This window comes from Citrobacter sp. UYEF32, assembly GCF_040546205.1.
Classification (GTDB): domain Bacteria; phylum Pseudomonadota; class Gammaproteobacteria; order Enterobacterales; family Enterobacteriaceae; genus Phytobacter; species Phytobacter diazotrophicus.
The window spans coordinates 24,395-48,948 of sequence record NZ_JBEPNI010000003.1; the positions used below are offsets into that span (position 1 = coordinate 24,395).

General features: G+C 52.4%; 20 protein-coding genes and 1 pseudogene. 17 read left to right on the top strand and 4 right to left on the bottom strand.

Going from position 1 to position 24,554, the window contains the following annotated elements; genetic code table 11:
• The first annotated feature begins 85 nt into the window (after window positions 1–85).
• The 14 genes and pseudogenes from ABIB59_RS08480 to ABIB59_RS08545 all read left to right on the top strand — a co-directional run bounded on the left by ABIB59_RS08480 (window position 86) and on the right by ABIB59_RS08545 (window position 17,848).
• Window positions 86–2,575, top strand: a complete 2,490-nt coding sequence (locus ABIB59_RS08480; RefSeq protein ID WP_354034991.1) for a DUF2345 domain-containing protein — start codon at window positions 86–88, stop codon at window positions 2,573–2,575.
• A gap of 9 nt (window positions 2,576–2,584) precedes the next feature.
• On the top strand, window positions 2,585–3,571 hold the full coding sequence (locus ABIB59_RS08485) for a hypothetical protein (protein WP_354034993.1): 987 nt from the start codon (window positions 2,585–2,587) through the stop codon (window positions 3,569–3,571).
• Window positions 3,513–4,106 (top strand): hypothetical protein, encoded by a 594-nt coding sequence (locus ABIB59_RS08490; protein ID WP_354034995.1) that lies wholly within the window; start codon window positions 3,513–3,515, stop codon window positions 4,104–4,106. The genes ABIB59_RS08485 and ABIB59_RS08490 overlap by 59 nt, the downstream gene beginning before the upstream one ends.
• Window positions 4,107–4,449: 343 nt before the next feature.
• Window positions 4,450–5,664 carry a KPHS_23130 family T6SS system protein gene (locus tag ABIB59_RS08495; RefSeq protein ID WP_107224459.1) on the top strand — a complete coding sequence of 405 codons (1,215 nt, stop codon included), beginning with the start codon at window positions 4,450–4,452 and terminating at the stop codon, window positions 5,662–5,664.
• Window positions 5,664–9,035, top strand: a complete 3,372-nt coding sequence (locus tag ABIB59_RS08500) for an ImcF-related family protein (RefSeq protein WP_354034997.1) — start codon at window positions 5,664–5,666, stop codon at window positions 9,033–9,035. The genes ABIB59_RS08495 and ABIB59_RS08500 overlap by 1 nt, the downstream gene beginning before the upstream one ends.
• On the top strand, window positions 9,028–10,644 hold the full coding sequence (gene tssA, locus ABIB59_RS08505) for a type VI secretion system protein TssA (protein ID WP_354034999.1): 1,617 nt from the start codon (window positions 9,028–9,030) through the stop codon (window positions 10,642–10,644). Before ABIB59_RS08500 ends, tssA begins: the two co-directional genes overlap by 8 nt.
• 5 nt (window positions 10,645–10,649) lie before the next feature.
• Window positions 10,650–10,979: pseudogene (locus ABIB59_RS08510) on the top strand (PAAR domain-containing protein); the annotation flags it as partial.
• A 169-nt stretch (window positions 10,980–11,148) separates the two neighbouring features.
• Window positions 11,149–12,099 (top strand): hypothetical protein, encoded by a 951-nt coding sequence (locus ABIB59_RS08515; protein ID WP_041852652.1) that lies wholly within the window; start codon window positions 11,149–11,151, stop codon window positions 12,097–12,099.
• Window positions 12,100–12,284: 185 nt separating this feature from the next.
• A complete protein-coding gene (locus ABIB59_RS08520) occupies window positions 12,285–12,788 on the top strand; it encodes a hypothetical protein (protein ID WP_354035001.1) in 504 nt (167 codons plus the stop codon).
• Between the two features lie 209 nt (window positions 12,789–12,997).
• The gene (gene tssF, locus ABIB59_RS08525) at window positions 12,998–14,758 is read left to right on the top strand and encodes a type VI secretion system baseplate subunit TssF (protein ID WP_354035003.1); all 1,761 of its coding nucleotides are present in this window, start codon (window positions 12,998–13,000) and stop codon (window positions 14,756–14,758) included.
• Window positions 14,722–15,804 carry a type VI secretion system baseplate subunit TssG gene (tssG, locus tag ABIB59_RS08530; protein ID WP_354035005.1) on the top strand — a complete coding sequence of 361 codons (1,083 nt, stop codon included), beginning with the start codon at window positions 14,722–14,724 and terminating at the stop codon, window positions 15,802–15,804. Before tssF ends, tssG begins: the two co-directional genes overlap by 37 nt.
• The gene (gene tssJ / locus ABIB59_RS08535) at window positions 15,785–16,321 is read left to right on the top strand and encodes a type VI secretion system lipoprotein TssJ (protein ID WP_354035010.1); all 537 of its coding nucleotides are present in this window, start codon (window positions 15,785–15,787) and stop codon (window positions 16,319–16,321) included. Before tssG ends, tssJ begins: the two co-directional genes overlap by 20 nt.
• Before the next feature lie 3 nt (window positions 16,322–16,324).
• Window positions 16,325–16,750 carry a type VI secretion system baseplate subunit TssE gene (gene tssE / locus ABIB59_RS08540; protein ID WP_354035012.1) on the top strand — a complete coding sequence of 142 codons (426 nt, stop codon included), beginning with the start codon at window positions 16,325–16,327 and terminating at the stop codon, window positions 16,748–16,750.
• Window positions 16,751–16,753: 3 nt separating this feature from the next.
• Window positions 16,754–17,848 (top strand): VasL domain-containing protein, encoded by a 1,095-nt coding sequence (locus ABIB59_RS08545; protein ID WP_354035014.1) that lies wholly within the window; start codon window positions 16,754–16,756, stop codon window positions 17,846–17,848.
• Window positions 17,849–17,919: 71 nt separating this feature from the next.
• On the opposite strand, the gene ABIB59_RS08550 is transcribed toward ABIB59_RS08545, so the two are convergent.
• Window positions 17,920–19,392: an NCS1 family nucleobase:cation symporter-1 gene (locus tag ABIB59_RS08550; protein ID WP_041852646.1), complete on the bottom strand. Its 1,473-nt coding sequence runs from the start codon at window positions 19,390–19,392 to the stop codon at window positions 17,920–17,922.
• 146 nt (window positions 19,393–19,538) lie between these two features.
• Here ABIB59_RS08550 and ABIB59_RS08555 point away from each other — a divergent pair, with 146 nt between their 5' ends.
• Genes ABIB59_RS08555 through puuE form a run of 3 tightly spaced genes read left to right on the top strand, consistent with a single transcriptional unit; the run spans window position 19,539 to window position 21,966 of the window.
• On the top strand, window positions 19,539–20,258 hold the full coding sequence (locus ABIB59_RS08555) for a GntR family transcriptional regulator (protein ID WP_125125266.1): 720 nt from the start codon (window positions 19,539–19,541) through the stop codon (window positions 20,256–20,258).
• Window positions 20,255–20,992, top strand: coding sequence for an aspartate/glutamate racemase family protein (locus tag ABIB59_RS08560; protein WP_125125265.1), 738 nt, complete (start codon window positions 20,255–20,257; stop codon window positions 20,990–20,992). Before ABIB59_RS08555 ends, ABIB59_RS08560 begins: the two co-directional genes overlap by 4 nt.
• A 29-nt stretch (window positions 20,993–21,021) precedes the next feature.
• Window positions 21,022–21,966, top strand: coding sequence for an allantoinase PuuE (gene puuE, locus ABIB59_RS08565; protein ID WP_041852643.1), 945 nt, complete (start codon window positions 21,022–21,024; stop codon window positions 21,964–21,966).
• A 641-nt stretch (window positions 21,967–22,607) separates the two neighbouring features.
• Here the strand turns inward: puuE and hpxZ are convergent.
• The 3 genes from hpxZ to hpxX are packed head-to-tail and all read right to left on the bottom strand — an operon-like array spanning window position 22,608 to window position 24,549.
• The gene (hpxZ, locus tag ABIB59_RS08570; protein ID WP_223878735.1) at window positions 22,608–22,994 is read right to left on the bottom strand and encodes an oxalurate catabolism protein HpxZ; all 387 of its coding nucleotides are present in this window, start codon (window positions 22,992–22,994) and stop codon (window positions 22,608–22,610) included.
• Window positions 22,991–24,364 (bottom strand): AtzE family amidohydrolase, encoded by a 1,374-nt coding sequence (locus ABIB59_RS08575; protein ID WP_354035017.1) that lies wholly within the window; start codon window positions 24,362–24,364, stop codon window positions 22,991–22,993. The genes hpxZ and ABIB59_RS08575 overlap by 4 nt, the downstream gene beginning before the upstream one ends.
• On the bottom strand, window positions 24,361–24,549 hold the full coding sequence (gene hpxX / locus ABIB59_RS08580; protein ID WP_354035019.1) for an oxalurate catabolism protein HpxX: 189 nt from the start codon (window positions 24,547–24,549) through the stop codon (window positions 24,361–24,363). The genes ABIB59_RS08575 and hpxX overlap by 4 nt, the downstream gene beginning before the upstream one ends.
• Between the last annotated feature and the right edge of the window lie 5 nt (window positions 24,550–24,554).

The window sequence follows — 24,554 nt, forward strand, 5'->3', positions numbered from 1 at the left end:
TCTTTCCTTATATTTTATAAGCCACTCATGAAATTATTTCGCTGTATACAGAACGACGATCTTTCTCACGGACTGGAGGAATGAAATGGACATCCCGACTCTTAATTTTGACCACTCCCACCACAAATTAAAAATTCGAGGCCTGAGCAGCCCGCCTGATGTGCTCTCCTTTGAAGGCCGCGAGCATCTGAGCCAGCCGTTCTGTTACGACATTCAGTTCACCAGCCGTGATAAAACCCTGGAGCCGGAAGCGGTGCTGATGCAGGACGGCGCGCTCAGCCTCTGCGCCCCGCCGGTTCAGGGGATGCCGGTACAGGTGCTGCTGCGCACCCTGTATGGCGTCATCACTGGCTTTAAACAGCTTTCCACCTCGCGCGATGAAACACGCTATGAAGTGCGCCTTGAGCCCCGGCTGGCGCTGCTCGCCCGCAGCCATCAGAACGCCATCTACCAGAACCAGAGCGTGCCGCAGATTGTCGAGAAAATCCTGCGTGAGCGCCACGGGATGCTCGGCCAGGACTTCGTTTTCACCCTGACGGGGGAATATCCGTCGCGCGAACAGGTGATGCAGTTCGGCGAGGACGACCTGACGTTTATCTCCCGGCTGCTGTCGGAGGTGGGGATCTGGTTCCGGTTCAGTACCGACGTGCGGCTGAAAATCGAAGTCATTGAGTTTTATGACGACCAGAGCGGCTATGAACGTGGCCTGATGCTGCCACTGCGTCACCCTTCAGGGCTGAGCGACAGCGGCACGGAATCTGTCTGGGGGCTGAACACGGCATATCATGTGGTGGAAAAAAGCGTCACCACGCGGGACTACAACTACCGTGACGCGACCGCCGATATGACGTCGGCGTTTGATGCGACGGGCGGGGACAGCACCACCTGTGGCGAAGCCTGTCATTACGCGGACAACTTCCTGACGGCAGGCGACCCGGACACACCGGAAAGCGGGTCGTTTTACGCGCGTATCCGCCACGAACGTTACCTTAATGGCCGGGCCATTCTGCAGGGGCTGAGCACCAGCGCCCTGCTGATGCCGGGGCTGGAGATAAAGGTACCGGATGAAGACGCCCCGGCGGTGTTCCGCAGGGGCGCATTGATAACCGGGCTGACCGCCAGCGCGGCGCGAGACCGCAGTTATGAACTGACGTTTACCGCCATCCCGTATTCGGAACGCTACAGCTTTCGCCCGGCGCGCATCGCGAAGCCGGTGATGGCCGGAACGCTGCCCGCGCGGGTGACCAGCACAACGGCAAACGACATCTACGCCCATATCGATAAAGACGGGCGCTACCGGGTGAACCTCGATTTTGACCGCGAGGCCTGGAAGCCGGGTTACGAGAGCCTGTGGGTGCGGCAGTCCCGCCCTTATGCAGGTGATACGTACGGACTGCACCTGCCGCTGCTGGCGGGCACGGAGGTCAGCATTGCGTTTGAGGGAGGCAACCCGGACCGGCCCTATATCGCCGGGGTGAAGCATGATTCCGCCCACCCCGACCACGTGACGATTCAGAACTACAGACGCAACGTGCTGCGTACCCCGGCAAACAACAAGCTGCGCCTCGATGACGAGCGCGGCAAAGAGCATATCAAAATCAGTACGGAGTACGGCGGCAAGAGCCAGCTCAATCTCGGCCATCTGGTGGATGCGGGAAAACAGCAGCGCGGGGAAGGTTTTGAGCTGCGCACGGACATGTGGGGTGCCATCCGGGCGAAAAAGGGGATATTCATCAGCGCCGACGGTCAGGAGCGGGCGCAGGGGCAGGTGCGGGAGATGGCGGCGGCGCTGGGGATACTGAGCGGTGCACAGTCGCAAATGGCGTCTCTGTCGGCGGATGCGGAAACGGCGAATGCTGACCCGGCAGACCTTGCGTCGCAGGTGACGTTGCTGGAGGAGCGTGTAAAAGAACTGACGCAGGCGGTGGTGCTGTTAAGCGGTCCGAAAGGCGTGACCCTGGCCAGCGGTGAACATATGCAACTGGCGGCGGCCAGAAGTCTCGAAATGAACGCTGGCAATAATGCCGATATTGGGGTGATGAAAAACCTGTTTATCGGTGTGGGGCAGGCCCTGAGTGTATTTGTACGCAAAGCGGGGATTAAGCTGTTTGCCAATAAAGGTGCGATCTCACTACAGGCGCAGAACGACCTGATGGAATTACTGGCGAAAAAATCGATAGAGATCACCAGTACGGAAGATGAGATCATTATTACCGCGAAGAAGAAAATCACGATCAACGGTGGCGGAAGTTATATCCGTCTGGATCCCTGCGGAATAGAAGCCGGTACGCAAGGTGAATATAACGTCAAGGCAGGATATTACGGGCGTAAGCCAGGGGAAGTTAAGACGCCCGATATTAAGATTATGCCTAAAATCGTGGACAGGGCATTAGATTTTGATGAGCAATTCCAGTTGTTTGATAGTACTGGAGAGCGAGTGCTTGGAAATGTTAATTATAAAATAGTTAGTTCATCGGGTGAGATATGGGAGGGGATCACAGATGAGCATGGATTTACTGAGAGGGTGTTTACCGAGAATGAGTCAGGTTTGTCAATTACGTATAATTCAAAATGAGATTGATTTATGACTTCAAGAACGCAACGAGCTGTTAATGCTGGACGGACTAATGATATTCAAGGGACTATTGTTCGGGTAATTTCAGCACCATCCTCAATCAGTTGGATAAGTCCGGAGGATAATTCTACTTTCAATATTGGATGTGATGCAACTTTTCCTGAAATAATTTTTGAATTCTATTCTGATATGCCACCACCATACTTGTGGAACTGGGAAATTAAGTGGGAAGCTAAAAGTAGTGGCCTACGAGAGAGGGCTAGACGTGGAAGAGTTATTAGGACTTTTTCTAAGGCTGGGGATTTTTCTTCAACAGAGAAAAGGTGGCAACTGAATGTTGGAGAGGAAATTATAGGAGGGGATTTAACTGTTAGTGTAAATGTTGGCGGGGAGGTAATTCGTAGAACTGTTAAAATTAGAGAGGAAAATCCATCAGCGGAAGATGTCTCATCTTATATTAATAGCATTGAAAACCTTGAAGGATTTGATAAATTGCTTGAGCAGGAAACAAGGAATAAGCATTTTATCAATTTTGATAATGAACCTGTAGTTGCATTTGATGGTGGGTATGGGATAACTCAGATGACTAATCCTATCCCTACATATGAGCAGGTGTGGAATTGGAAGAAAAACATAGATGGAGGCTCTGACCTATATATACAAAAAAGGAAAAATGCTCAAAATTATCTCGGTAAGGATGGAAGAACTTATACAGAAGAGCAATTGCAACATGAAACAATTAGCCGTTGGAATGGTGGCGCCTACCATGAATGGAATGAAAGTGAGCAACAATGGCAAAGGAAGAGTAACATTTTGTGTGATTCTCAAACAGGAAATATAGGATGGGATACTACAAATCCATCAAATCAAGATAGAACAGAAGAAGAATTACATGATCGGGATCATGAGCAGTACAGTATGGGAGGTGCGGGACAGGATGATGAGCATCCGTGGCGATATTCTGGGGTTTGCTATGCGGATCATGTCATTGATTAACATTGTGTTTTTTTTACTAAATACTCAAATGGCATATTCAAGAAATGCCAATTCTCTGCAGGTATTATCTGATGTTGATCCTGTACTGAATTTTTTTTCATTAGAAAATAATTTATTTTTGGTTAATGCAAGAGATATTTTTTTCTATAAAAAGATCGGCACTGTGAATGGAATACAATATTTTGTCTTTTTTGAAAAAAAACCGAGTAACGTTGACACACCTGAGGGGTTCTGTGGATCTGGTAATGAAATTTGGCTGAATCTTTATAAAGTAGGTGAAAAAGCTAGTACTTTTATTGACCAGGTTTTGATCAGCAGTTGTAAGGAAAGCTTTTCAATGGATAGTTTGGAATCTGGAGCGGGAAATAGTGAAAGTGATTATAGCTCTTTTTCATGGAATTCATTGGGGTTCAATATTAAATGGTTTTCTAAATATGACCAGAAAGGGATGGTTGTTGATAGTACAAATTATATAATAGAGAGTGAAGGTCTGTCTAAAAAAGATATTCTTAGTCCTATGATTTATGAAAGATAATTATGACTGTTTTAATTATTATAGGGCTGTATTTGGCAAGGGTAATTTTTTATAGTTTTCATTGTCTTTTTTCTTATTGTTTTTTTTCTAATGACGAAATTATATAGCTCAGGGTCATGAAAAGGAAAGGGTATTATTTATGATGATGCAAGGAGGTTTGGTGGGAGAGTATGTTTATCAGATTTTTTTGATTGAAGATAATCATAGTGGTTTTTATATAAGAAGTAGGTGAAATTTACATAGTAATAAGTAGGTGTGATTTTTATTTTAATGGATACTGTATGTGGTTGATATGTTCTTTTTGTTTTTTTAATGATTATTTGAAATAAAAATGGATATTATTATGTCGGTTCGTCTTAATACTATTCCTGATGCAAAGGATTACCCCAAAAAAACTGGTTGTGTTAAATGGATAATGGTTTCTCTGTTGCTGCCACCTACAGTTTTAGTGTCAGTGTTTCTTCCATTTAGAAATGAATTTGCAATAAGTGGTTGGTACTTTTGGGGGGCGGTTTCCGGTATTTTCATTTTTATATGGTCACTCGCCGTATCAGTCTATTGGTTGGTTTTTATAACACAATGTATCCGAGTGGAGGCGTGGAATAAGCGTCGTGAAGAAGTGATTTTACGGGAAACTCAACGGGGGCGACGTGCGTTGCAAATATTAAACCTTTCTTTGCACACGGCAATGAACGGTGATTCTTTAGTTGAAACCACGATGAACTTTTTGACCCGCCAGTCGCGGTTAAGTACTTATTCTGTACTGCGTGGTGAAAATATGGTTCGCCGTAGTGTAATTCCAGTGTTAACGGATCAACCCATAACCAGTCGTTTACCGGAAATTATTTCCCGTCTTTTCAGTGACATCAAACCCCAACTATGTCGATTACCCGATGATTTTCACATCAACGTGTTTTTTGAGATTAATACATCACTATCCGTGCCAATTGTTATAGATATCTGCAAGGACGAGTGGCAAAAAGCCGGATTTTCCAGAACATGTTTATTTTCAAATTCCGCGAGGGGATTAGCTGTCATAGACGACTGGCTTGATAACGACATTCACAAAAAAGCTGTTTTGCTGGTCATTTCCTTACATTTGGAACCAGAGCAACCAGAACTCACTGCTGAGTCTGCCTGCGCTTTGTTGATGGCTAACAGGTTAACTCAACAGGCAATTACACCACTGGCACTGTTGCATCGCCCTGAGCGACTTATTGACACAACCGCCATGGTCGAAGGGATTAAACAGGCGCTTGACTGGATGCCTGTAAAACCTGATGCCCTGTCGGGTACGTGGACTGCGACGTTGAATGCGGAACAGCGGGTTGCCTTGCTGTCACTTAACGAGCCATTTATTCAGGAAGCTTCGCTCTATGAACTTGACGCTTTTCTGGGGCGTTCAGACATGGCTGCACCGTGGTTATCAATTGCAGCTGCCTCACTGGCAGCCATGCATTTACACCAACCCCAGTTGGCGCTTAGTGGCGAACAGGGCGGGGATTCTTTGTGGGCGGCGGTGGTATCACCGCATGCTTTAGCTCAGGAGGCATCATAGTGGTTACGGAATTAAACCGTCTTCGGCCTCGTTCGTTCTCTCGGCCGATAATGTTTTTCACCGTTACGGTAGTCATTGCGTTATGTACGTTAATTTACCGTAAACCTATGCTCGTGGGAGTCGAGTCGGGCAGCCTACAGCAGACATACTGGATGGCGGGTGTGATTGCGGGCGGCCTGATTTTTCTCATCATTATGGGCGCTTACAATTTGTTAAACCGCCACTCGGCTATACAAGATTTTGAAATTCGCAGACAGCTTGCTGCCGGGGATGACTATCGGCCTGTGACGGAGAAAAAAGTAGATAATTGTAATCCGGTATGGGGGGAAATGGCTTCTTTCGTACGCACCCGCTACGGCTTCTTCTGGCGCTATAAAATCCGTCTGCTCCTGATTATCGGTGAGCCCGCCGAAGTGGAATCCATCGCACCGGGTTTAACAGAACAGCACTGGCTTGAAGGCGACGGTATCGTACTGATCCATGGCGGCAGAGCGTTAGCCGAACCGGATGCTGAACTGTTGGCGTCATTGCGAAAACTGCGCCGCCACCGCCCACTGGATGGGGTTGTCTGGCCGCTGACGGCGAAACAGAGCCAGCAGAGTGCGCAAATGGATAAGGCCTGGCGCGGGCTGACCGACAGCGGAAAACGACTCGGGTTTCAGGCCCCGCTCTATTTATGGCAGATCTGCGACGATGGCGGTTATCAGACCGAACGCACCACACAGGCGGTGGGATGCCTGCTGCCTGAACATTGCACGGCAGAACATCTGGCTTCCATGCTGGAAGCGCAAACCCCACAACTAACAGAGCAGGGGATGCAGCAGTTACTGCGCGATAATCGCCACGATTTCCTGTTGCGCCTGGCACATTCCCTGCAAAAAGAGGGCGTTGCTCACTGGCAAAACACATTGAAACCTCTGTTGTCGGGCGGAGCATATTCCCTCTCATTACGTGGCCTGATGTTCAGTCCGAAGCATGTGGCCGGAGCAGATACCGCGCCTCACGCCTGGCTTCCCTCTCCGGTATGGGTGGGTATTACGGATGATAAGGTCCGGGGGCGTAAGGTGGGATTCCCGTGGGCACATGCAATGATGGCAATGCTGGGCATAATGGTGATGGTGTGGGGAACCGGGCTTCTGACGTCTTTTCTGACCAACCGCATGCTGATTCAGGATACCGCCGCGCAGACAGCGCACGCACTGAACACTCGCCTGCCGCTTTCAGAACAACTGATAGCACTGCATACATTACAGAGCGAACTGGAGCGCCTGCAATACCGCGTTCGTCACGGTGCGCCGTGGTATCAGCGTTTCGGACTGGAGCGTAACACGCAATTGCTTGATGCGGCATTTCCCGGTTATGCGCAGGCTGCCAGCCGTCTGGTGCGCGATGTGGCGCTCTCACATCTGCAACAGCAGCTAAACACCTTTGTCGCCCTGCCTCCTGACAGCCCTCAGCGGACGGCAACAAGTGAGCAGCGATATAAACAGCTTAAAGCGCTGCTGATGATGTCCCGTCCGGAAAAAGCGGATGCGGCCTTTTTCAGCGCCACGCTGATGGCCGATGGTCTGCGCTATCCAGGGGTGGCGGAAGGTCTCTCGCAGAGTATCGTCCCTTCGCTACTTGCCTTCTGGGGCACGAATCTGGCTGAACATCCGCAATGGAAGGTGGCGTTGCAACCTGAACTGACCGCCACCGTGCGAAAAATCCTGCTGCGCCAGATTGGCGTACGCAATGCGGAAAACACGCTCTACCAGAATGTGCTGAAACAGGTTTCCCGAAACTATGCAGATATGACTCTGACGGATATGACCAGCGACACCCAGGCCGATGCGCTTTTTAGTACTGAGCAGATCGTACCGGGGATGTTCACCCGCCAGGCGTGGGAAGGGCAGGTAAAAGAGGCGATAGAGCAAGTTGTGGCGGCCCGACGCGAAGAAATTGACTGGGTGCTCAGTGATCGCGATAAGGGCGCGTCATCCGATGTATCGCCGGAGACGCTACGCGCCCGACTCACAGAGCGTTACTTCACCGACTTTGCCGGAAGCTGGCTCTCTTTTCTTAACAGCCTTCGCTGGAAAAAGGAAGGCACGCTGTCCGGTGTACTCGATCAACTGACACTCATGGCTGATGCTCACCAGTCGCCGCTCATTGCCCTGATGGATACGCTGGCGTGGCAGGCGGCAACGGGGCGACCGAACCGTGGATTGTCGGATTCATTGACGACATCGGCAAAGGCACTCTTTAACGGCGAAGAACAAGGCCGTCAGGACGAAACGCCTCCCGGCCCGCTGGATAAAACCTTTGCCCCGCTGCTGCGGCTGACGGGGGAACGCGCTGCCGGTAGCGGAGACGCGACGCTCAATCTGCAGACTTATCTGACGCGCGTTAGCCGTGTGCGGCTCAAGCTGCAACAAGTCATCAACGCCCCGGATCCGCAGGAAATGACGCAACAACTGGCGCAGACGGTGTTTCAGGGTAAAACCGTCGATCTTACTGATACCCGCGACTATGGTCGTCTGGTTGCCGCCAGCCTCGGAGAGGCATGGAGCGGCTTTGGTCAGGCGCTGTTTGTTCGCCCGGTTGAGCAGGCATGGCGACAGGTGCTGACACCCGCGGCGGAGAGTCTCAATCGGCAGTGGCAGCGTGCCATTGTCAGCCAGTGGGAACAGGATTTCGCGGGGCGCTACCCCTTTAGTGCCACGCAGAATGATGCCTCGTTGCCTTTGCTGGCGCAGTACCTGCGCGACGGTGGCCGCATCCATCAATATCTCGCCATGCACCTTGGTGGCGTGCTGAGACGCGAAGGACGAGACTGGGTGACCGATGCCACGAACACACAGGGTTTGGTAGTAAATCCGGCGTTTTTGCGTTCCCTGAATCAGCTTGGCGATATCACGGATGCCGCCTTTGCCAGCGGAGATGCCGGAATACATTTTGATCTGCGAGCCAAACCCGCGCGCGATGTGATGAAAACGCAACTGACGGTTGACGGGCAAATACTGGAATATTTCAACCAGAAGGAGCGCTGGCAGCGCTTTACCTGGCCTGGTGAGCAGTGGCACCCCGGTACGTCGCTGAGTTGGACCAGCACGCAGAACAGCGAGCGTATTTTGGCAGATTACCGGGGAAGCTGGAGCCTCATCCGCTTACTGGAACAAGCGGAAGTTACACAACTGGACAGCAGCAGCTACAAAGTGCTGTGGCGCGCCCCGGACGGCCTCCCGTTGCATTACCTGATGCGCGTTGAGCAGGGAAAAGGGCCGATGGCACTGCTGGCACTGAGAAATTTTCGCCTGCCACAGCAGATCTTCCTGACCGGGAACGTCATGGCAGAGTCGCAAGAACAGGGAGAGCACGAGGATGAGTGAGTTGCTACAGCAGTTAACCCGTAGCTGTTTTAGCGATGGCGATGTCCTGCAGGCTGCGCGCGAGCAGACCGCGTTATGGCAGAAATGGTTATTGCCAGTAAAAGAAGACGCACCCGTTGGCGAAGACCCGGGCTATCACGACGATTTTCTGCTTATGCGCGATGAGATGAACAAGCTGTCGGGCGCAGACACCGCATTGATTTGTACGCTGGCGGAATCCCTCATTCTGACTCAGGCAAAAGATCTGCGTATCGTGACCTATTACATCTGGGCACGGCTACATCGCGACGGCGAGCGTGGCTTAGCTGAGGGGCTGGCGTTGCTGGCCGGGCTGGTTGAACGCTTTGGTACCGCGCTACTACCCTCCCGCCCGTCGAGCCGAAAACTGGTGCTTGAGTGGCTGGCCGGAGACAAAATTCTTGATAGCCTGGCGCGATTTCCGGAAGTGGCAAAGGCGGATTTTTCCAGGATCGTCGCCGCGCTGAATTTGCTATCAGTATCATTTGCAGCATGGACAGAAGACAAACAGCCGCCTTCGCTGATGCCGCTTATTCACGCGTTGGAGTCACGTCTGGCGCAATCGGGCGGGATGAATGCCGTTGTACCTCAAAATAGCGCGGCCCTCTCGCCGCCTGTCGCTTCTTCCCTTATTGACTCGCCGTCGTTGCAGGTTATTCATTCCGGACGCGATTTGCTGGATCAGGCCAAAACGCTGTCACGTTACCTCAATGAACAGCCCCGCGGCTGGCTGGCGGCACATCGCCTGATGAAAACCCTGCGTTGGGACACCGTTCATGAGCTTCCGCCCGATGTCGACGGCAAAACGCGGCTGTCTCCACCGCGCACGGAATCGCGTAATCAACTTAAGCGATTGTATACACAGCAGAACTGGACAGAACTCCTGGAACAAGCCGACCGGATGTTCGGCGAAGGTGTATGTCACTTCTGGCTGGATATTCAGTGGTATCTGCACCAGGCGCTAGGCAAGGCAGGGCCGCCGTGGGACAGGTGGACATCTGTTGTCCGTCAGGATCTGGCGTTGTTGCTGGAACGGTTGGCTGGGCTGGAGCAGCTTGCATGGAGTGACGGTAGCCCGTTTGCGGATGACGTAACGCGAAACTGGATTGCACAGCAGGTTATACCGCGGGATGAAGGGGCATGGCTGGCAGGCGGGGCGGCTCTCTCTGGCGAATCCTCCCTCGATGATCTTTTGGCGCTGGAACCCGAAGCGCAGGAGCGTGCCGACAGTGAAGGGGTCGACGCCGCGATGGGCTGGCTCCAGTCACGTCCGGGGATTGTTACCGCGCGACAGCATCTGCAATTGCGTTTACTCATGGCCCGGATCGCGGAGCAATACGGCAAAACAGAGATGGCGCTGTTGCTGTTAGATGAACTGGACGGGAGTTCGCAGGGGCTGACGCTGGCCCAATGGGAACCCGAGCTGATCTTCGAGATCAAAGCCCGGCAGTTGAAGCTGCTGCGTTTAAGGGCTCATCGCTATGCGGATAAAGCGCTGCTGGCGCGAAAAATGGAAACCCTGCTCGGCACGCTGGTGGCGATAGATCCCGCACGTGCTGCCGTATTGTGCGATTCGCAACATAAGGATTGAAGACGATGGGACGAGGCTATTTTCTGGTCAGAGGTGATATAACCACCTGTGGCGGCAGGATCATTGAAGGCGCGGATGACCATACCATTATGGGTATACCTCAGGCACGCGATATGGATAGAGTGACCTGTGGCAGATATCCAGGAATGTTTATTATTGTAGGAGGTGTTCCGCAGACAGATATTCACGGCCGGCTGATGGCAGGAACTCTGGACAGTAAAAGCTCCTGCCCATGTCAGTCGCGATTTATCGCGTCGATGATGAATGATGTTTATGAGGTAGACGGAGGTAATACTGATGCTGGAAACGAACAAGAAAATGAAAGTGAAAATAAATATAAATTTAAAGTTTTATTGATCGATTACGAAAATGAATATCCTATATCTGGTATTGATATTGAAGTAAATGGATATGGCACCAGTCAGACGGATATAAATGGATTTACTTCTTTATTTGACCCTGTTAACTCCCGTGATTTAAAAATTTCGGCAAAAGGATAAAAATATGAAATCAAAAAATCCAAATGAAGTTGATCTAACTCTTGGTGGTAATAATTGTCATTCTTATACAATTGAATTGGATAATGTAAAAAATGAACAGGTTGTAATTCTTTCTGCTGGATGTTTTTGTGATTTTGTTGATGAAAAAAACTACCCGTTTTCTAACGAGGTTTTTGACTGGATAACATCTATTAAAAATTTAATAAATAAGTACGCCAGTAAATATGATGTCCCGCCAATTGCTATAGCAGGCTGTTTGGCAAATGAGTACAATACCAGATTTAGTAAAGAATATACGTTATTAAAATCTCTTTTTGATGGCATGCAGGATTCTATTATTCCTATCGATGGATGTGATCCTGTTGAGTGCTTATTACCGAAAGACCCTAATACGGAGCAAAATATAGCAGTTTTTGAATTGTTATCAGGTAGAAAAATAGAAAAGAAAGAAAATACTGTAAACAGAAAGCTTGAGGAAGAATATCAAGTGCTAAAAAAAACAGATCCTAATAATGAACTCAGAAGATCTAACAAACAACGACTTTTTTATGCTGTTGCAGGTGATTATGGTAAGGGGAATATTTCTTTGCGAACAGCATATGACATGTATGATAAATATAATGGTGAATTCGATAAAAAAATGTCAAGACTTGATATTCTTAGATATATTGTTACGGATGAAGGTGCTGTAAAATTTACTACAATTTATCTTTATGATGCAAAAATGAAACTTGCTCAATATGTGCATGGGCATCCTCCAAGACGGTATGAGGCTGTTCTTGTAACATATTTTAAACAAGGTCATTCATATATTAATAGTTACTTAGAAAACATAAGAAAAAGTGGTGAAAATCGTCCTATCGGGCCGGGGGAGGGATGTGGGATATGTAAACAAAGGGAACGTTTTGCCGAAATTTTAGGCGTTCAGATAAAAAAACTTATACTACAGGGGTAGGTTATGCCTGCATTATACAGGATTTTTTTTCCCATAATTCTATTCCTTTTTGTATGTGAGTTAAGTTCGCAGGTTTATTCTCTTCATGTATCTATCAGAGAAGCCAGACTAAGAGTTTTATTAATAAATCCCGGCTTGATTTCTTTATTGCCACTTTTTTTTCTTATAATTCTCTGAAAACAAGATTGTACGTATTTGTTTTGTCAATTATTGTTACAGTGCTATTGGGGTTATGGCCTTTATCTTTGGGCAATAAAGAACTGATTTTAGGTGTACAGCTGAGTTTGTTTTTATTTTTCTTATGGGGTTATAACAATAACATAGCAATCAAACGCATTTCCTTGTTATTCGCTTGTATAGTCTGTGGGGGAGCTTTTTTTGGTATTTTTAGGCAGTTATATCTGGAGAGACAATTTCAACAACACAACTATTGTATCGATAATAAACGTAGTGGTTGTGGTATGTCATCAGTCTGTAGCGTTTATATCGATATAAAAGAGTGTGGCAGTAACCAGCCTGTAATATACGATTTATATCATGGTGAAGGTTATGCTTTTATAAAATATGGTTATGAACGTGGGATGCCTTTACTCTATCTGAATGGTGGAGGGAAAAGAATGGTGACATATGCCTTGTGCAAAGATAGGCTTGAACGAGTTTTTGAAAATGAAAATATTTCTTGTGAATAAAAATCAACATTCGTATGGATATTATGTTCATCATTGGTAGTAGGGCAATGACAATGGAAATTATTCAATTTTGACAATAGTCAAAAAATAATAGTGAGTTAACGAAGGAAATAACGGAATTTGTTATATATGTCGTATTAACTGAAAGTAATAAGGGATTTATAAATTTTATTTATTCTATCTGACAGCTCCTTCGTCAAAGGATTTTCATGGACGATTTAACCCAACGCTACTACGAAGCCGAAATGCGCTACCTGCGCGAAGCCGGTAAAGAATTCGCGCAGGCATATCCCGACCGCGCGGCAATGCTGAACCTCGACAAACCTGGTGCTCGCGATCCGTATGTGGAGCGCCTGTTTGAGGGTTTCGCATTCTTAATGGGGCGGCTGCGTGAAAAACTGGATGACGATTTGCCGGAGCTCACCGAAGGGCTGGTCAGTCTGCTCTGGCCGCACTATCTGCGCACCATTCCCTCACTGTCTATTATTGAGCTGGCAACCGATTTTCGGCTGATGAAGCAGAGCGAAACGCTCAGCCAGTTTCAGGTGTTGTCACGCCCGATTGGTGAGCGAAAAACCCGCTGTCGCTACACCGCCACGCGCGATGTCACGCTCTATCCGCTGGCTTTGCCTGACGTGTCACTGCAGTACGAGCCGGACGGACGTTCTGTCATTCGCCTGCGTTTCGAATGCAGCCCGCTGGTCGGCGACTGGTCGCAAATTGATTTATCACGACTACCGTTGTATCTGAATGCCGACAGCCCGATAGCCTGTGCCTTACACCGGGCGCTAACGCTGGGAACGCAACAGATCTGGCTGCGTTTGCCGGGGCATGAGCGGCGTGTGCTGGAGGGCCATTTTTCTGCGCAGGGATTGGGCGATGATGACAGACTGTGGCCTAAAGGAGAATCCGCATTTAGCGGCTATCAGCTCTTACTTGAATATTTCACTTTCCGTGAAAAATTTATGTTTGTAGCGCTTCATGGACTGGAAAACATCGCCTGGCCGGAAGGAATAAAGGGTTTTGAGCTGGATGTTGTGCTGGTGGAAAGTTGGTCCCACGATTTGCCGTTCAATGCCGACACTATCCGCCTGCATTGTGTTCCGGTTATCAACCTGTTCCCACTAGAGGCTGACCCGCTGCATCTCTCTCCGCTGGAAAACGAATATCTCCTGCGCCCCATGCGTATCCAGGATGGGCATACTGAAATCTATTCTGTTGATCGAATCGTCTCCTCACGCCACACCGGCAATCAGGCGTATGTCCCGTTTTCCAGTTTTCGCCATCGGGGCGGCATGTTGCGTCACGATGCCCCCGAACGCTATTACCACACGCGGGTGAAGCGTAGCCCCTCGGGGCTGCATGATAGCTGGTTGATTTTGGGGGGCGATGCGTTTGACGCGGACAGGCTTCTGGAAGATGAAACCTTGTCACTGAGCCTGACGGGCACCAACGGCCAGCTTCCGCGCAAGGCGTTGCAAAGCACGCTTCTGGACACCCCGCTCCATGCGGCGCAAAACAATCTGCGGGTCCGTAATCTCTGCGCGCCGACGCAGCCTTGTTATCCCCCTTCGCGTGACCGTTTCCACTGGCGGGTACTCAGTCATCTTGGCTCAAACTTTCTGTCGATGATGGATAACGCGGAGATCCTGCGCGGCACGCTGGCGCTCTATGACTGGACGGAGAGCGAGATGAATCGCCGTCGTCTTGAGGCGATTGTTGATGTTCAGCACCATCTCATTCAGCGTTTCGAAAAAGGCTTTCTGCTGCGCGGAGTGGACATTCAGGTCACCCTCGACAGCAAAGGTTTCGCCGGGGAGGGGGATATCACCCTGTTTGGTGAACTCCTTCATCGCTTCTTCGCGCTCTATGCCGATATCCATCTTTTCACACAACTCACCGTAATATTGCAACCCACAGGGAAGTGCCTGCAATGGACCGAACACCACAGCCAGCGCGTACCGGGCTGATACATCGACTGAAGCCGCACATTTCGCGGATTAATTTTTACCGTTTTTGCCAGTATCTGGAACAAGCTGCGCCACACGCCCCGCCGTTAGGTAGTAGCGCGAACCCTGCTGATGATCCCGTGCGCTTTCGCCCTCATCCGGGGATGGGATTCCCTGCAAGCGAACTTAAAGCGGTCGAGCACCATTCGCAGCAGCCTGACGCGCCAGTGACAGTACGCACCACTTTTCTGGGGCTTTACGGCGTCGATTCCCCTCTGCCGACGGCTTACCTGGACGACATCGCACAGGGAAAGGACGGGCATGAAGCGGTAATGGCGTTTCTGGATATCTTCAACCACCGTTTTACCACGCAGTACTACCGCATCTGGCGCAAATACAACTACCCGGCGTCGTTTGAACCGGGGGCAAGGGATGCGATTTCACATTGCCTGCTGGGGCTCATTGGTTTGGGCATTCCCGGTAGCGAAAACCATATCGCCACGCCCGTTTCGCGTTTTCTGGCACTGTTGAGCGTGATGCGCCTGCCAACGCGTACAGCGGAAGGCGTGACAGCGTTAGTGGCACTGCTTGCGCCAAAGACCCAGGCAACGGTGACACCACACGATCCGCAGTCTGTTGTACTGCAAACGCGGGCCTGCCTGTCCCGAACGTCCCGCATTGACCTGACAACGCGCGCTCTGTTGGGGCGAACCGGCACGGACGTTAACAGTCAACTGTTACTGCAACTCTATACCGAAGAGGCTGACGAAGTGCGCGGATGGCTGCCGGGAGGGCAGTTGCATACCGATCTTCTGGTGCTGCTGCGTGTATATCTTGGCTGGCGTTGCCAGGCGCGGCTACAGCTCACGCTTCCGGTCAGCCTACTGCCGGCGGCACAGCTAGGGAAACAGCGCGTTCAGATTGGCCTAACCGGCATTTTACGAGCCTCAGGTTCCGCGCCAGACACCGGGACTGTAACGGTGAAACTTGGCCGCTATCAGGGACTCATGCCAGGTTCAACACGATGGGACAGGGAGAGAATCACGCATGTTCATTATCCACTGTAAGCGCCGGGCGTTGGCCTGCGCGATGGCGTTGTCAGTTTTCCTGACAGGCTGCGGGCTGGGGCAAAAGGTGATTGAGGGCTCGAAAAGTATGGCGAGAGCTATCTTCTATAAACAGATCCATACCTTGCATCTGGATTTCATCTCGCGTGGCGCGCTCAACACGGACGCGCAAGACACGCCGCTTTCCACCATGGTGCATGTCTGGCAACTCAAATCGCGCACCCGCTTTGATAAAGCAGATTACGACACCTTGCTCATGCAGGAAGAGTCGGCACTCAACGGCGATGTTCTGGCGGAACATTCAGTCTGGATTAAACCCGAGGGTGCGGTTTCGCTGGATGTGCCGCTCGATAAAGAGACGCAGTTTATTGCCATTGCCGGGCAGTTTTATCAGCCGGATGAAACGCGTAATAGCTGGCGTTTGATCCTGAAACGGGACGAGTTGGATGCGGATAAACCCCGCACTATCGAGCTTTTGCGCAGCCAGTTAACGCTGCTTCCTGTGCAGGACAATTAATCCATGCCGACGCCTTCTTTATACGAAACGTTGATGTCTGGCTTCAGTGGCGAATTACCGCTGGAACAGGTCGGCGAGCGGGACCAACTTATCCTTTCCGTGATGGACAACATGCAGCGCATTATCAATTGCCGGGCGGGTACGCTGGCGCACCTGCCGGATTACGGGTTACCGGATCTTAGCGTGATACATCAGGGAATGACGGCGGGTATTCACGGGTTAATACACCAGATTGAGGAGACGCTGCGCCGTTATGAACCTCGCCTGAGTCAGCTCCGCGTGGAGCTACTGCCGCAACCGCGTCCCGGACATCTGAATTACCTGATTCATGCCGAACTTCCCGCCAGGGGATGGATCCGTTTTGACGGGGTCTTCTCGCCGGAAGGGCGGATAGTCCTGCGTCATCTTAAGCAACAGGAGCGTGCATAACCTATGACGGACCATTCGTTATTTATCAGCCAGTTTCGTGTGGGTGGCGATCCCTGTACCTTTCGCGAAGCGGGCGAATTACAGGCCGAAATGGGTAAACTCACCCATCCGGCGCGCCCGGACGTGGACTGGCGTCGGGTCGAATCGTTGTGTCTGGCGTTGTTCAGACAAAATGGCGTGGAGCTGCAAACACTGGTCTGTTACATCCTGGCCAGAACAAAGCAGCAGGGGCTGGTGGGTATGACCGAAGGGCTGGAGGCGTTACAGACACTGATGACGCGCCACTGGGGCGATTTCTGGCCCGTGCAGGTGCATTCAAGAGTCACTCTGCTCAGTTGGCTGGCGGAAAAGATACAGCAGTCGCTACGGACAATGGAGGTTCAGTATCAAGCGTTGGCGCGGATCTATCGCTGTGAGCAATACCTGGCTGAACTTGAAAAAGTACTGCGTCAGTGCGAATTCTGGCATCTGACCCGAATGGATATCGTTGCCGGTCAGTTGCGTAATGTCGCGCTGCGACTGGAGCGGCTCACGCCGCAGGAGACAGAAGCAGGCGTAACGCCGATAACCGCAAGCGCCATAGCGCCCTCCGAACCTGAAGAGATTGCGCCACGTGTCGCACCGCCAGCGCGGCAGACAACGGTCACACCATCCCGACGTTCATGGCCGATGTTTTTTGCCGGAATGATGACCGCAGTGTGTTTGAGCGGTGTCGGGGTTGGGGTATGGACATTTCTGAATCAACCTGATTTACGGGAACGAGAGCGCAATGCGCTGCCGGTTTCTGAGCTGTCTCATTACATGCAGGCACAGAAGCAGTTGCAGCGTCTTTCTCAGCAACTGGATACCCTTGATGAACGTAAAGGGAAATATTTAACCGCATCGGAACTGAAATCAGCCGTTTTCGCGATTCGCCAATCCCTGCAAACGCCACCGCTGGAAGAACTGCTTCGGCAACTGGATGAACAGACGCGATCGGGGGAGGTGGCGCCTGCGCTGATCGTACAAATCGAGACCCGATTTCAACAGTTGCTCAACCGCTATGCCCTGTTAAGCAACCCTCGTGCGAACAACTCAGGGGAGGATAAGACGCCGTAGACGTTGCCTGTTTTCTTCTTAATCTTCTGTCAGCAACAGGCCCGGACCACCCCAGGCCGGGCCTGTTGCGTTTACTCTTTCGCCGTTGCGCGACGCGGAGCAAACCCTTCGCTAACCCCTTCACGATCGTGGCGTGCAATCCAGCGGTAGCTGCCTGCGCCCAGGAACACACCGATAAACCAGCTAAAGTTCGCCACTTCGTGCAGTGACGGAATAAAGCTGATTACCAGGCACACGGCGACCGACGGCACCAGTGCGGCAACCGCTTTCGGGTTGATGCCGTTTTTGTACCAGTAGCGCCCATTCGGGGAGACGGTAAACAGATCATCGACAAATACTTTCCCGCGTTTAATCAGGTAGAAGTCCGCCAGGAGAATACCGAACAGTGGCCCGATAAAGGAGCCCAGCACATCCAGCGTGTAGTGGATCAGTTCCGGTGACTGGAACAGGTTCCACGGCGTCAGCAGCACGGAACCAACGGCGGCGATCATCCCGCCGGTGCGGAAGCTGATCTTCTGCGGCGAGCAGTTTGAGAAATCGAACGCCGGGGAGACGAAGTTAGCCACAATGTTGATCCCAATGGTGGCGATAATCATGGTCAGCAAACCAATTGCCATGGCCAGGCTGTTGCCCACGTGGCTGACGGTTTCGATAGGATCAGTGATCATTTTGCCGAACAGCGACTGTGTACCTGACACGATCACCACGGTCACGATGGAGAACAGCAGGAAGTTAAACGGCAGACCCCAGCGGTTGCCGCGACGAATTTCCTGCATGCTTTTGCCGTAGCGAGAGAAGTCGCCAAAGTTCAGCAGCGGGCCGGAGAAGTAAGAAACCACCAGCGCCGTTGCGGTAATCATCTGCCAGGTTTGCTCGCCCGCGGTCAGCTCTTTGCTGGCAAGGGTAAACGAGATACCGCTAAAGCCGGTTTGCGACAGGATCCACACCGCCAGCGCCAGCATCACCACGTAGACAGCCGGGCCTGCGATATCGATAAAGCGTTTAATCGCGCTCATCCCGTGCCAGAACACCAGTGCCTGCAATACCCACATAATGCCGAAGCAGACCCAGCCCAAATGCGACAGACCAAGGAAATGCCCTTCGGTCATCGGGGCCAGAGATGGCCAGAATTTCAGCATCACCAGCATTAACGCGTTAGCGGCCAGATAGGTTTGTATACCGTACCAGGCAAAGGCGATAAGACCACGGATGACGGCCGGAATATTGGCACCGAACACGCCAAATGCCTGGCGACAGATAACCGCATAGGGCACGCCAGCCATTTGGCTTGGTTTGGCAACAAGGTTTGCGCACAACTGCACAATACAAATTCCCAGCAACAGGCACAGTAATACCTGCCAACTGGCAAGGCCGAGCGCAAAGAAGCTGGCCGCGACCACGTATCCGCCCATGCTATGAACGTCGGACATCCAGAAAGAGAAGATGTTGTACCACGTCCAGTTCTGGTCGCGCGTCGGGGCCAAATCGTTGTTAGTGAGTCGTGGGCTGTAACTGTCTTTGTAATTTGGTTCAAGGTTTGGCATGGAATCTGCTCCTCTGAATACAGATTGTGACGTTATGTCTGCCATCCTGTATTGCATGAACCAGGCCAGGTTTTAATTTTATGTATACAAAATATTTTAATGATGTATACAAAAAGATAAGAACCAGGTAACAAAGGAATTTCCCAATGAAGCAGCCAACGGGGCTACAGACCCCAGCAGATCTGGAAGATAAAGAAAATTTCATCTGGCAGTCGCTGATGACCGCCATTGTCGAACATCAATTACCGCCCGGCAGCAAATTACCCGAAGAAGCCCTGGCCGAAGTGTTTGGCGTTAGCCGCACGGGGATCCGCAAGGTCCTGACGCGCCTTGCGACGGTGCAAATGGTCACGATGACGCCCAGACGTGGTGCATTTGTTGCCAAACCGGATATCGATGAATCGAAAGCGATCTTCTCTACCCGCAAAATGATCGAGTGTGCCAACCTGCCGCAGGTACTTGAGCATCTACAGCCGCCACATATTGTTGGGCTCGAGAAAATCATCGCGCAGGAAGAAGAGGCGCATCAGAACCACGATGGCGCGGCGGCGATTCGTTATTCCGCGGCATTTCATATCCAGTTGCAGGCTATCTCTGGCAATGCCGTAGTGACCGATATTGTAACCACGCTGGCGCAACGTTCGTCGCTGGTGATTGCCGCCTGGGGCGCCCCCTGGCAGCGCGGGTGCCGCTGCGACGACCACGACAGGCTCATCGAACTGCTGCGTAAGAAAGATGGCGCGGCGCTGAGCCATGCTATGGCCCACCACTTCGATCATATTGTCTCAAGCCTCAGCTTTGAGCGCGGCGGCGACATCCTCCCCGATTTTGCCCGCCTGTTTGGCGCGCCAGGAGAACAGGCATGACACAATTCTGTATACAGGTGATCAACCCCAATACCAGCCCGGAAATGACGCATACCATTGCCAGCGCTGCCCGCAGTGTCGCCGCACCAGGTACGACGATCCTCGCCAGTTGTCCGAGCCAGGGCGTGGCATCAATTGAAGGGCATTTTGATGAGGCGATTGCCGCCATTGGCGTGCTGGAACAGATAAAAAAAGGCATGGCACAGGGGGCGCAAGGCCATGTCATTGCCTGTTTTGGCGATCCGGGGCTGCTGGCCGCCCGCGAGCTGGCAAGCGGGCCGGTCGTGGGAATTGCCGAAGCGGCGATGCATGTCGCCACGCTGGTCGCGACGCGTTTTTCCATCGTCACCACCTTGCCGCGCACGCTGATCATCGCCCGTCATTTACTGCAGCAATATGGCTTTGGGCATCACTGCGCCGCACTGCATGCGATCGATTTACCGGTACTGGCGTTAGAAGATGGCACGGGTCTTGCTCAGCAGAAAGTACGCGAGCGTTGTATACAAGCCAAACGGGAAGATAATAGCGGCGCTATTGTTCTCGGCTGTGGCGGGATGGCGAACCTTGCCAGTGAGCTGACGCAGGAGCTGGGTATTCCGGTGATCGATGGCGTCACGGCAGCGGTGAAAATGGTGGAATCCCTCCTGGCTCTGGGGCTTGGTACCAGCAAGTACGGCGATCTGGCGTATCCCAATAAAAAGCCGCTTTCAGGATGCTTTGAAATGCTGAGCTGAAAGCGGCCCCAAAATGAGGTCGAATCAGCATGCATTCAGATACGGACAAGCCTGTCTGGCACTTTACCGATAACTACCCGCGCGATATGGCAGGGTATGCCGGAAAACCCCCTCATGCGCAATGGCCCGGGGGGGCGCGCATTGCCGTGCAGTTTGTCCTTAATTTCGAAGAAGGCGGCGAGAACCACGTCCTGCATGGCGACGCCGGTTCTGAACAATTTTTGTCAGACATTATTGGTGCGGCGAGTTACCCGGCAATACATATGTCGATGGACTCACTGTATGAATACGGTTCCCGCGCAGGTTTCTGGCGCATCCACAATGAATTCCAGAAGCGCGGCCTGCCTTTAACGGTGTTTGGTATCGCAATGGCGCTGGCGCGCAACCCGGAGATCGTCGCTGCGATCAACGCCGCGGAGTATGACGTGGTGAGCCACGGCTGGCGTTGGATCCACTATCAAAATATGGATATCCAGACCGAGCGTCAGCATATGCAGCAGGCGCTGGAGATCCTCACGACGCTGTTTGGCAAAGCGCCGCTCGGCTGGTATACCGGGCGCGATAGCCCGAACACCCGCAAGCTGGTGGTGGAGCAGGGCGGTCTGCTGTATGACAGCGATTACTACGGCGACGACCTGCCGTTCTGGACAACGGTTGACGAGAAGCCTCATCTGATTGTGCCTTATACGCTGGATGCGAACGATATGCGCTTTGCCACCGCGCAGGGTTTTAATACCGCCGAGCAGTTCTATACCTACCTGAAAGACAGTTTTGATGTGCTGTATGAAGAGGGGGAAACGGCACCGAAGATGATGTCGATTGGCATGCACTGTCGGCTATTGGGTCGCCCCGGCCGTTTCCGCGCATTGCAGCGTTTCCTGGATTATGTGCAGAGTCACGAAGGTGTGTGGATTTGCCGCCGTCAGGATATTGCCGAGCACTGGGTGAAGACGCATCCGTATACTCCGGCGTGAGTTCATCCCCTCACTCCGGCCCTCTCCCTCAAAGGTGAGGAATCCCCACAAAATGCGAGCACGAACGGTCCCCTCTCCTCTTTGGGGAGAGGGTTAGGGTGAGGGGGAAAATGCGGCTCTGATGGTCATCTCGTTCACCTTATGTTCCTTGCTTTTCTGTCGCGACAGAACCCGTGAACGTGCCAGGGTGGCTCACCGCCACCACCCTGGCGACCCGGGTTCCCGGCCAGGAAAATCGCCGCTGGCGCGGTCCATGATGCTTATGTCGTCTGACTTTCGGGTCGTGGACCAGCCTGCGTCCTTGCAGGCTATCCCCTCCGCCCGCTTCCCTGCGGGCGGCCCCGGTCAGCCGCAACGCCTCATCGATTTTCAGCCGGACCCTGTCATCGCTGTCATTGTTTTATTCTTATTAAGCGGCGTTATCGCTGTAAGACGTAAGATTACTGGGGATTCCTCAGCCCCCGGGGAGAGGGGGCACCCTGTAGCCCCGGCAAGCGCAGCGCCACCGGGGACAATTCCCGTATGACGGCGCTGGCACCTTATCCGGGCAATGTTTTCCATGCGAGCAGAGAGGGGTTTTCTCCCTCTCCCTGTGGAAGGGGACAGGGGGGAGGGCATCCAGCCGCACCCATCTTTCCTTTTTACCCCATCAAACTGACATGCGCCGCCACAATCCGCCAGCCATAGGGGAACTTCACCCAGGTCTGCATCTGGCGGCCCACCCGTTCACTGTTCTCGCGCGTAAACTCCGTGCTCGCGACTGCCATATCCTCACCGTAGGTGGTGATCGTGGTATTACGCAGCAGTCTGTCCAGCCCCGCTGAGGGGCGTGCATTACGAAACTCGCGGATCGCCTCAATGCCGTACAAATTCTCTGTTGCGCCGTAGCGCACCGTGCGCGGGTCCGCCCAGAAAAGCTCATCCAGCACTGCCACATCATTACTGATAAGCGCCTGCTCATAACGATAAAACGCAGCGGTGACCTCATTTAATACTGTCGGACGGTCGATATTGTCTCTGTTCATCATGCTTCCTGTGGGTAAAGAACGCCCGCCTGCTCCAGTCTCCACGCCGCCTGCAGACAGCGTGACTCCTGCCAGGGGGCGGCAATAATCTGTACGCCAATCGGTAATCCCGAGGCGGTTTTTACGGGCACGGTTACCACCGGCAGGCCTAAAAACGAGATGGGCTGCGTCAGCATCCCCATACTGGCTTTGATCGGTAAATCGGTATGGTTAATGCGCATGGTGTTCTCGCCAATTGGCGTTGCGCTGCACGGCGTCGCCGGGGCCAGAAGCAGATCGACATCGTTAAACAGCGGTAGCGTTTTATCGCGAAACCAGGCGCGAAAACGCTGTGCCTGGGTATACCAGGCCGAGGGGGTCATTGCGCCTGCCAGCAAGCGCTCGCGGGAGTTAAGCTCAAACGTATCGGCATCCGTTCGTAGCGCAGGAAGATAATGGTTACCCCCCTCTGCCGCAGAAAGCAAAAACGCGGCTGAACGCGCCAGCTCCGCTTCCGGCAATACCCGCGTCTGGTTAGCGCCCAGAGCTTGTGCCACCGCGTTGACGGCGGCGCGGGCATCAGCATTACACCAGGTGGTGAAATAGCCCTCCAGCACGGCACAGCGTAGCGCCCCCGTACTGGATAACGTGGGCAGCGTGGCGGCAGGTTCGTGTGGTGATTGCCAGTTGTCTTCCACGTCATGTCCCTGGAGCGCGTCATAGACACAGGCCAAATCCTCCACGTTACGTGCCAGCGGGCCGATGTGATCCAGACTGGCGACAAACGGATGGCTACCGCTGCGTGATAAGCGTCCAAAGGTGGGCTTTAGCCCCGGCACGCCGCACAGCGAGGCGGGAACGCGAATTGAACCGTTGGTGTCGGTGCCCAGCGCAAAATTGACCATCCCGCCAGCAACGGCCGCCGCTGAGCCGCCCGATGAACCACCCGCCACCCGGGTGAGGTCTCGCGGGTTACGCGTCGCACCATAGTGGCTGTTTTCGGTAGTGAAGCCATAGGCATAGGCATCCATGTTGAGCGTGCCGGCCAGCGTTGCACCCGCATTCGTAAGCTGGCGAATGGCGAATGCATCTTTTGTTGCGGGGGGCTGAGTGCTGAACAGCTTTGCCCCCGCCAGCGTGGTAACCCCCTCCACATCGAACAGGTTTTTCACCGCATAGGGTACGCCTGCCAGCGCAGGCAAGGTTTCGCCCGCAGCACGCCGGGCGTCGATGTGCGCGGCTTCGGTGAGCATGCGCGTCGCCGTTACGCCGGTGAAGGCGTTGATGCCGGGGTTAGCCTGTTCAATCAGTGCCAGTGATTGCTGTGCCAGTTCGCGCGCGCTAAAGGTTTTGCTACGTAGTCCCTGCTGAATGTCCCGAATGGATAAGCTCATAGCCGATATTCTCCTGCGCCTTCCTGACGGTGCGGCAGTGGGAAAGCCATCAGCGGCTGCGCCATGGTCGCGATGCGGGTGAGCTGAACTTCGAGTTCGGCCCGGCGTTCATCGTCCAGCGGTACCGCCAGGAGTTGTTCCATCAACCGGATGTATGTCGGCCAGTCGAATTTGTTATCGCTCATAATGA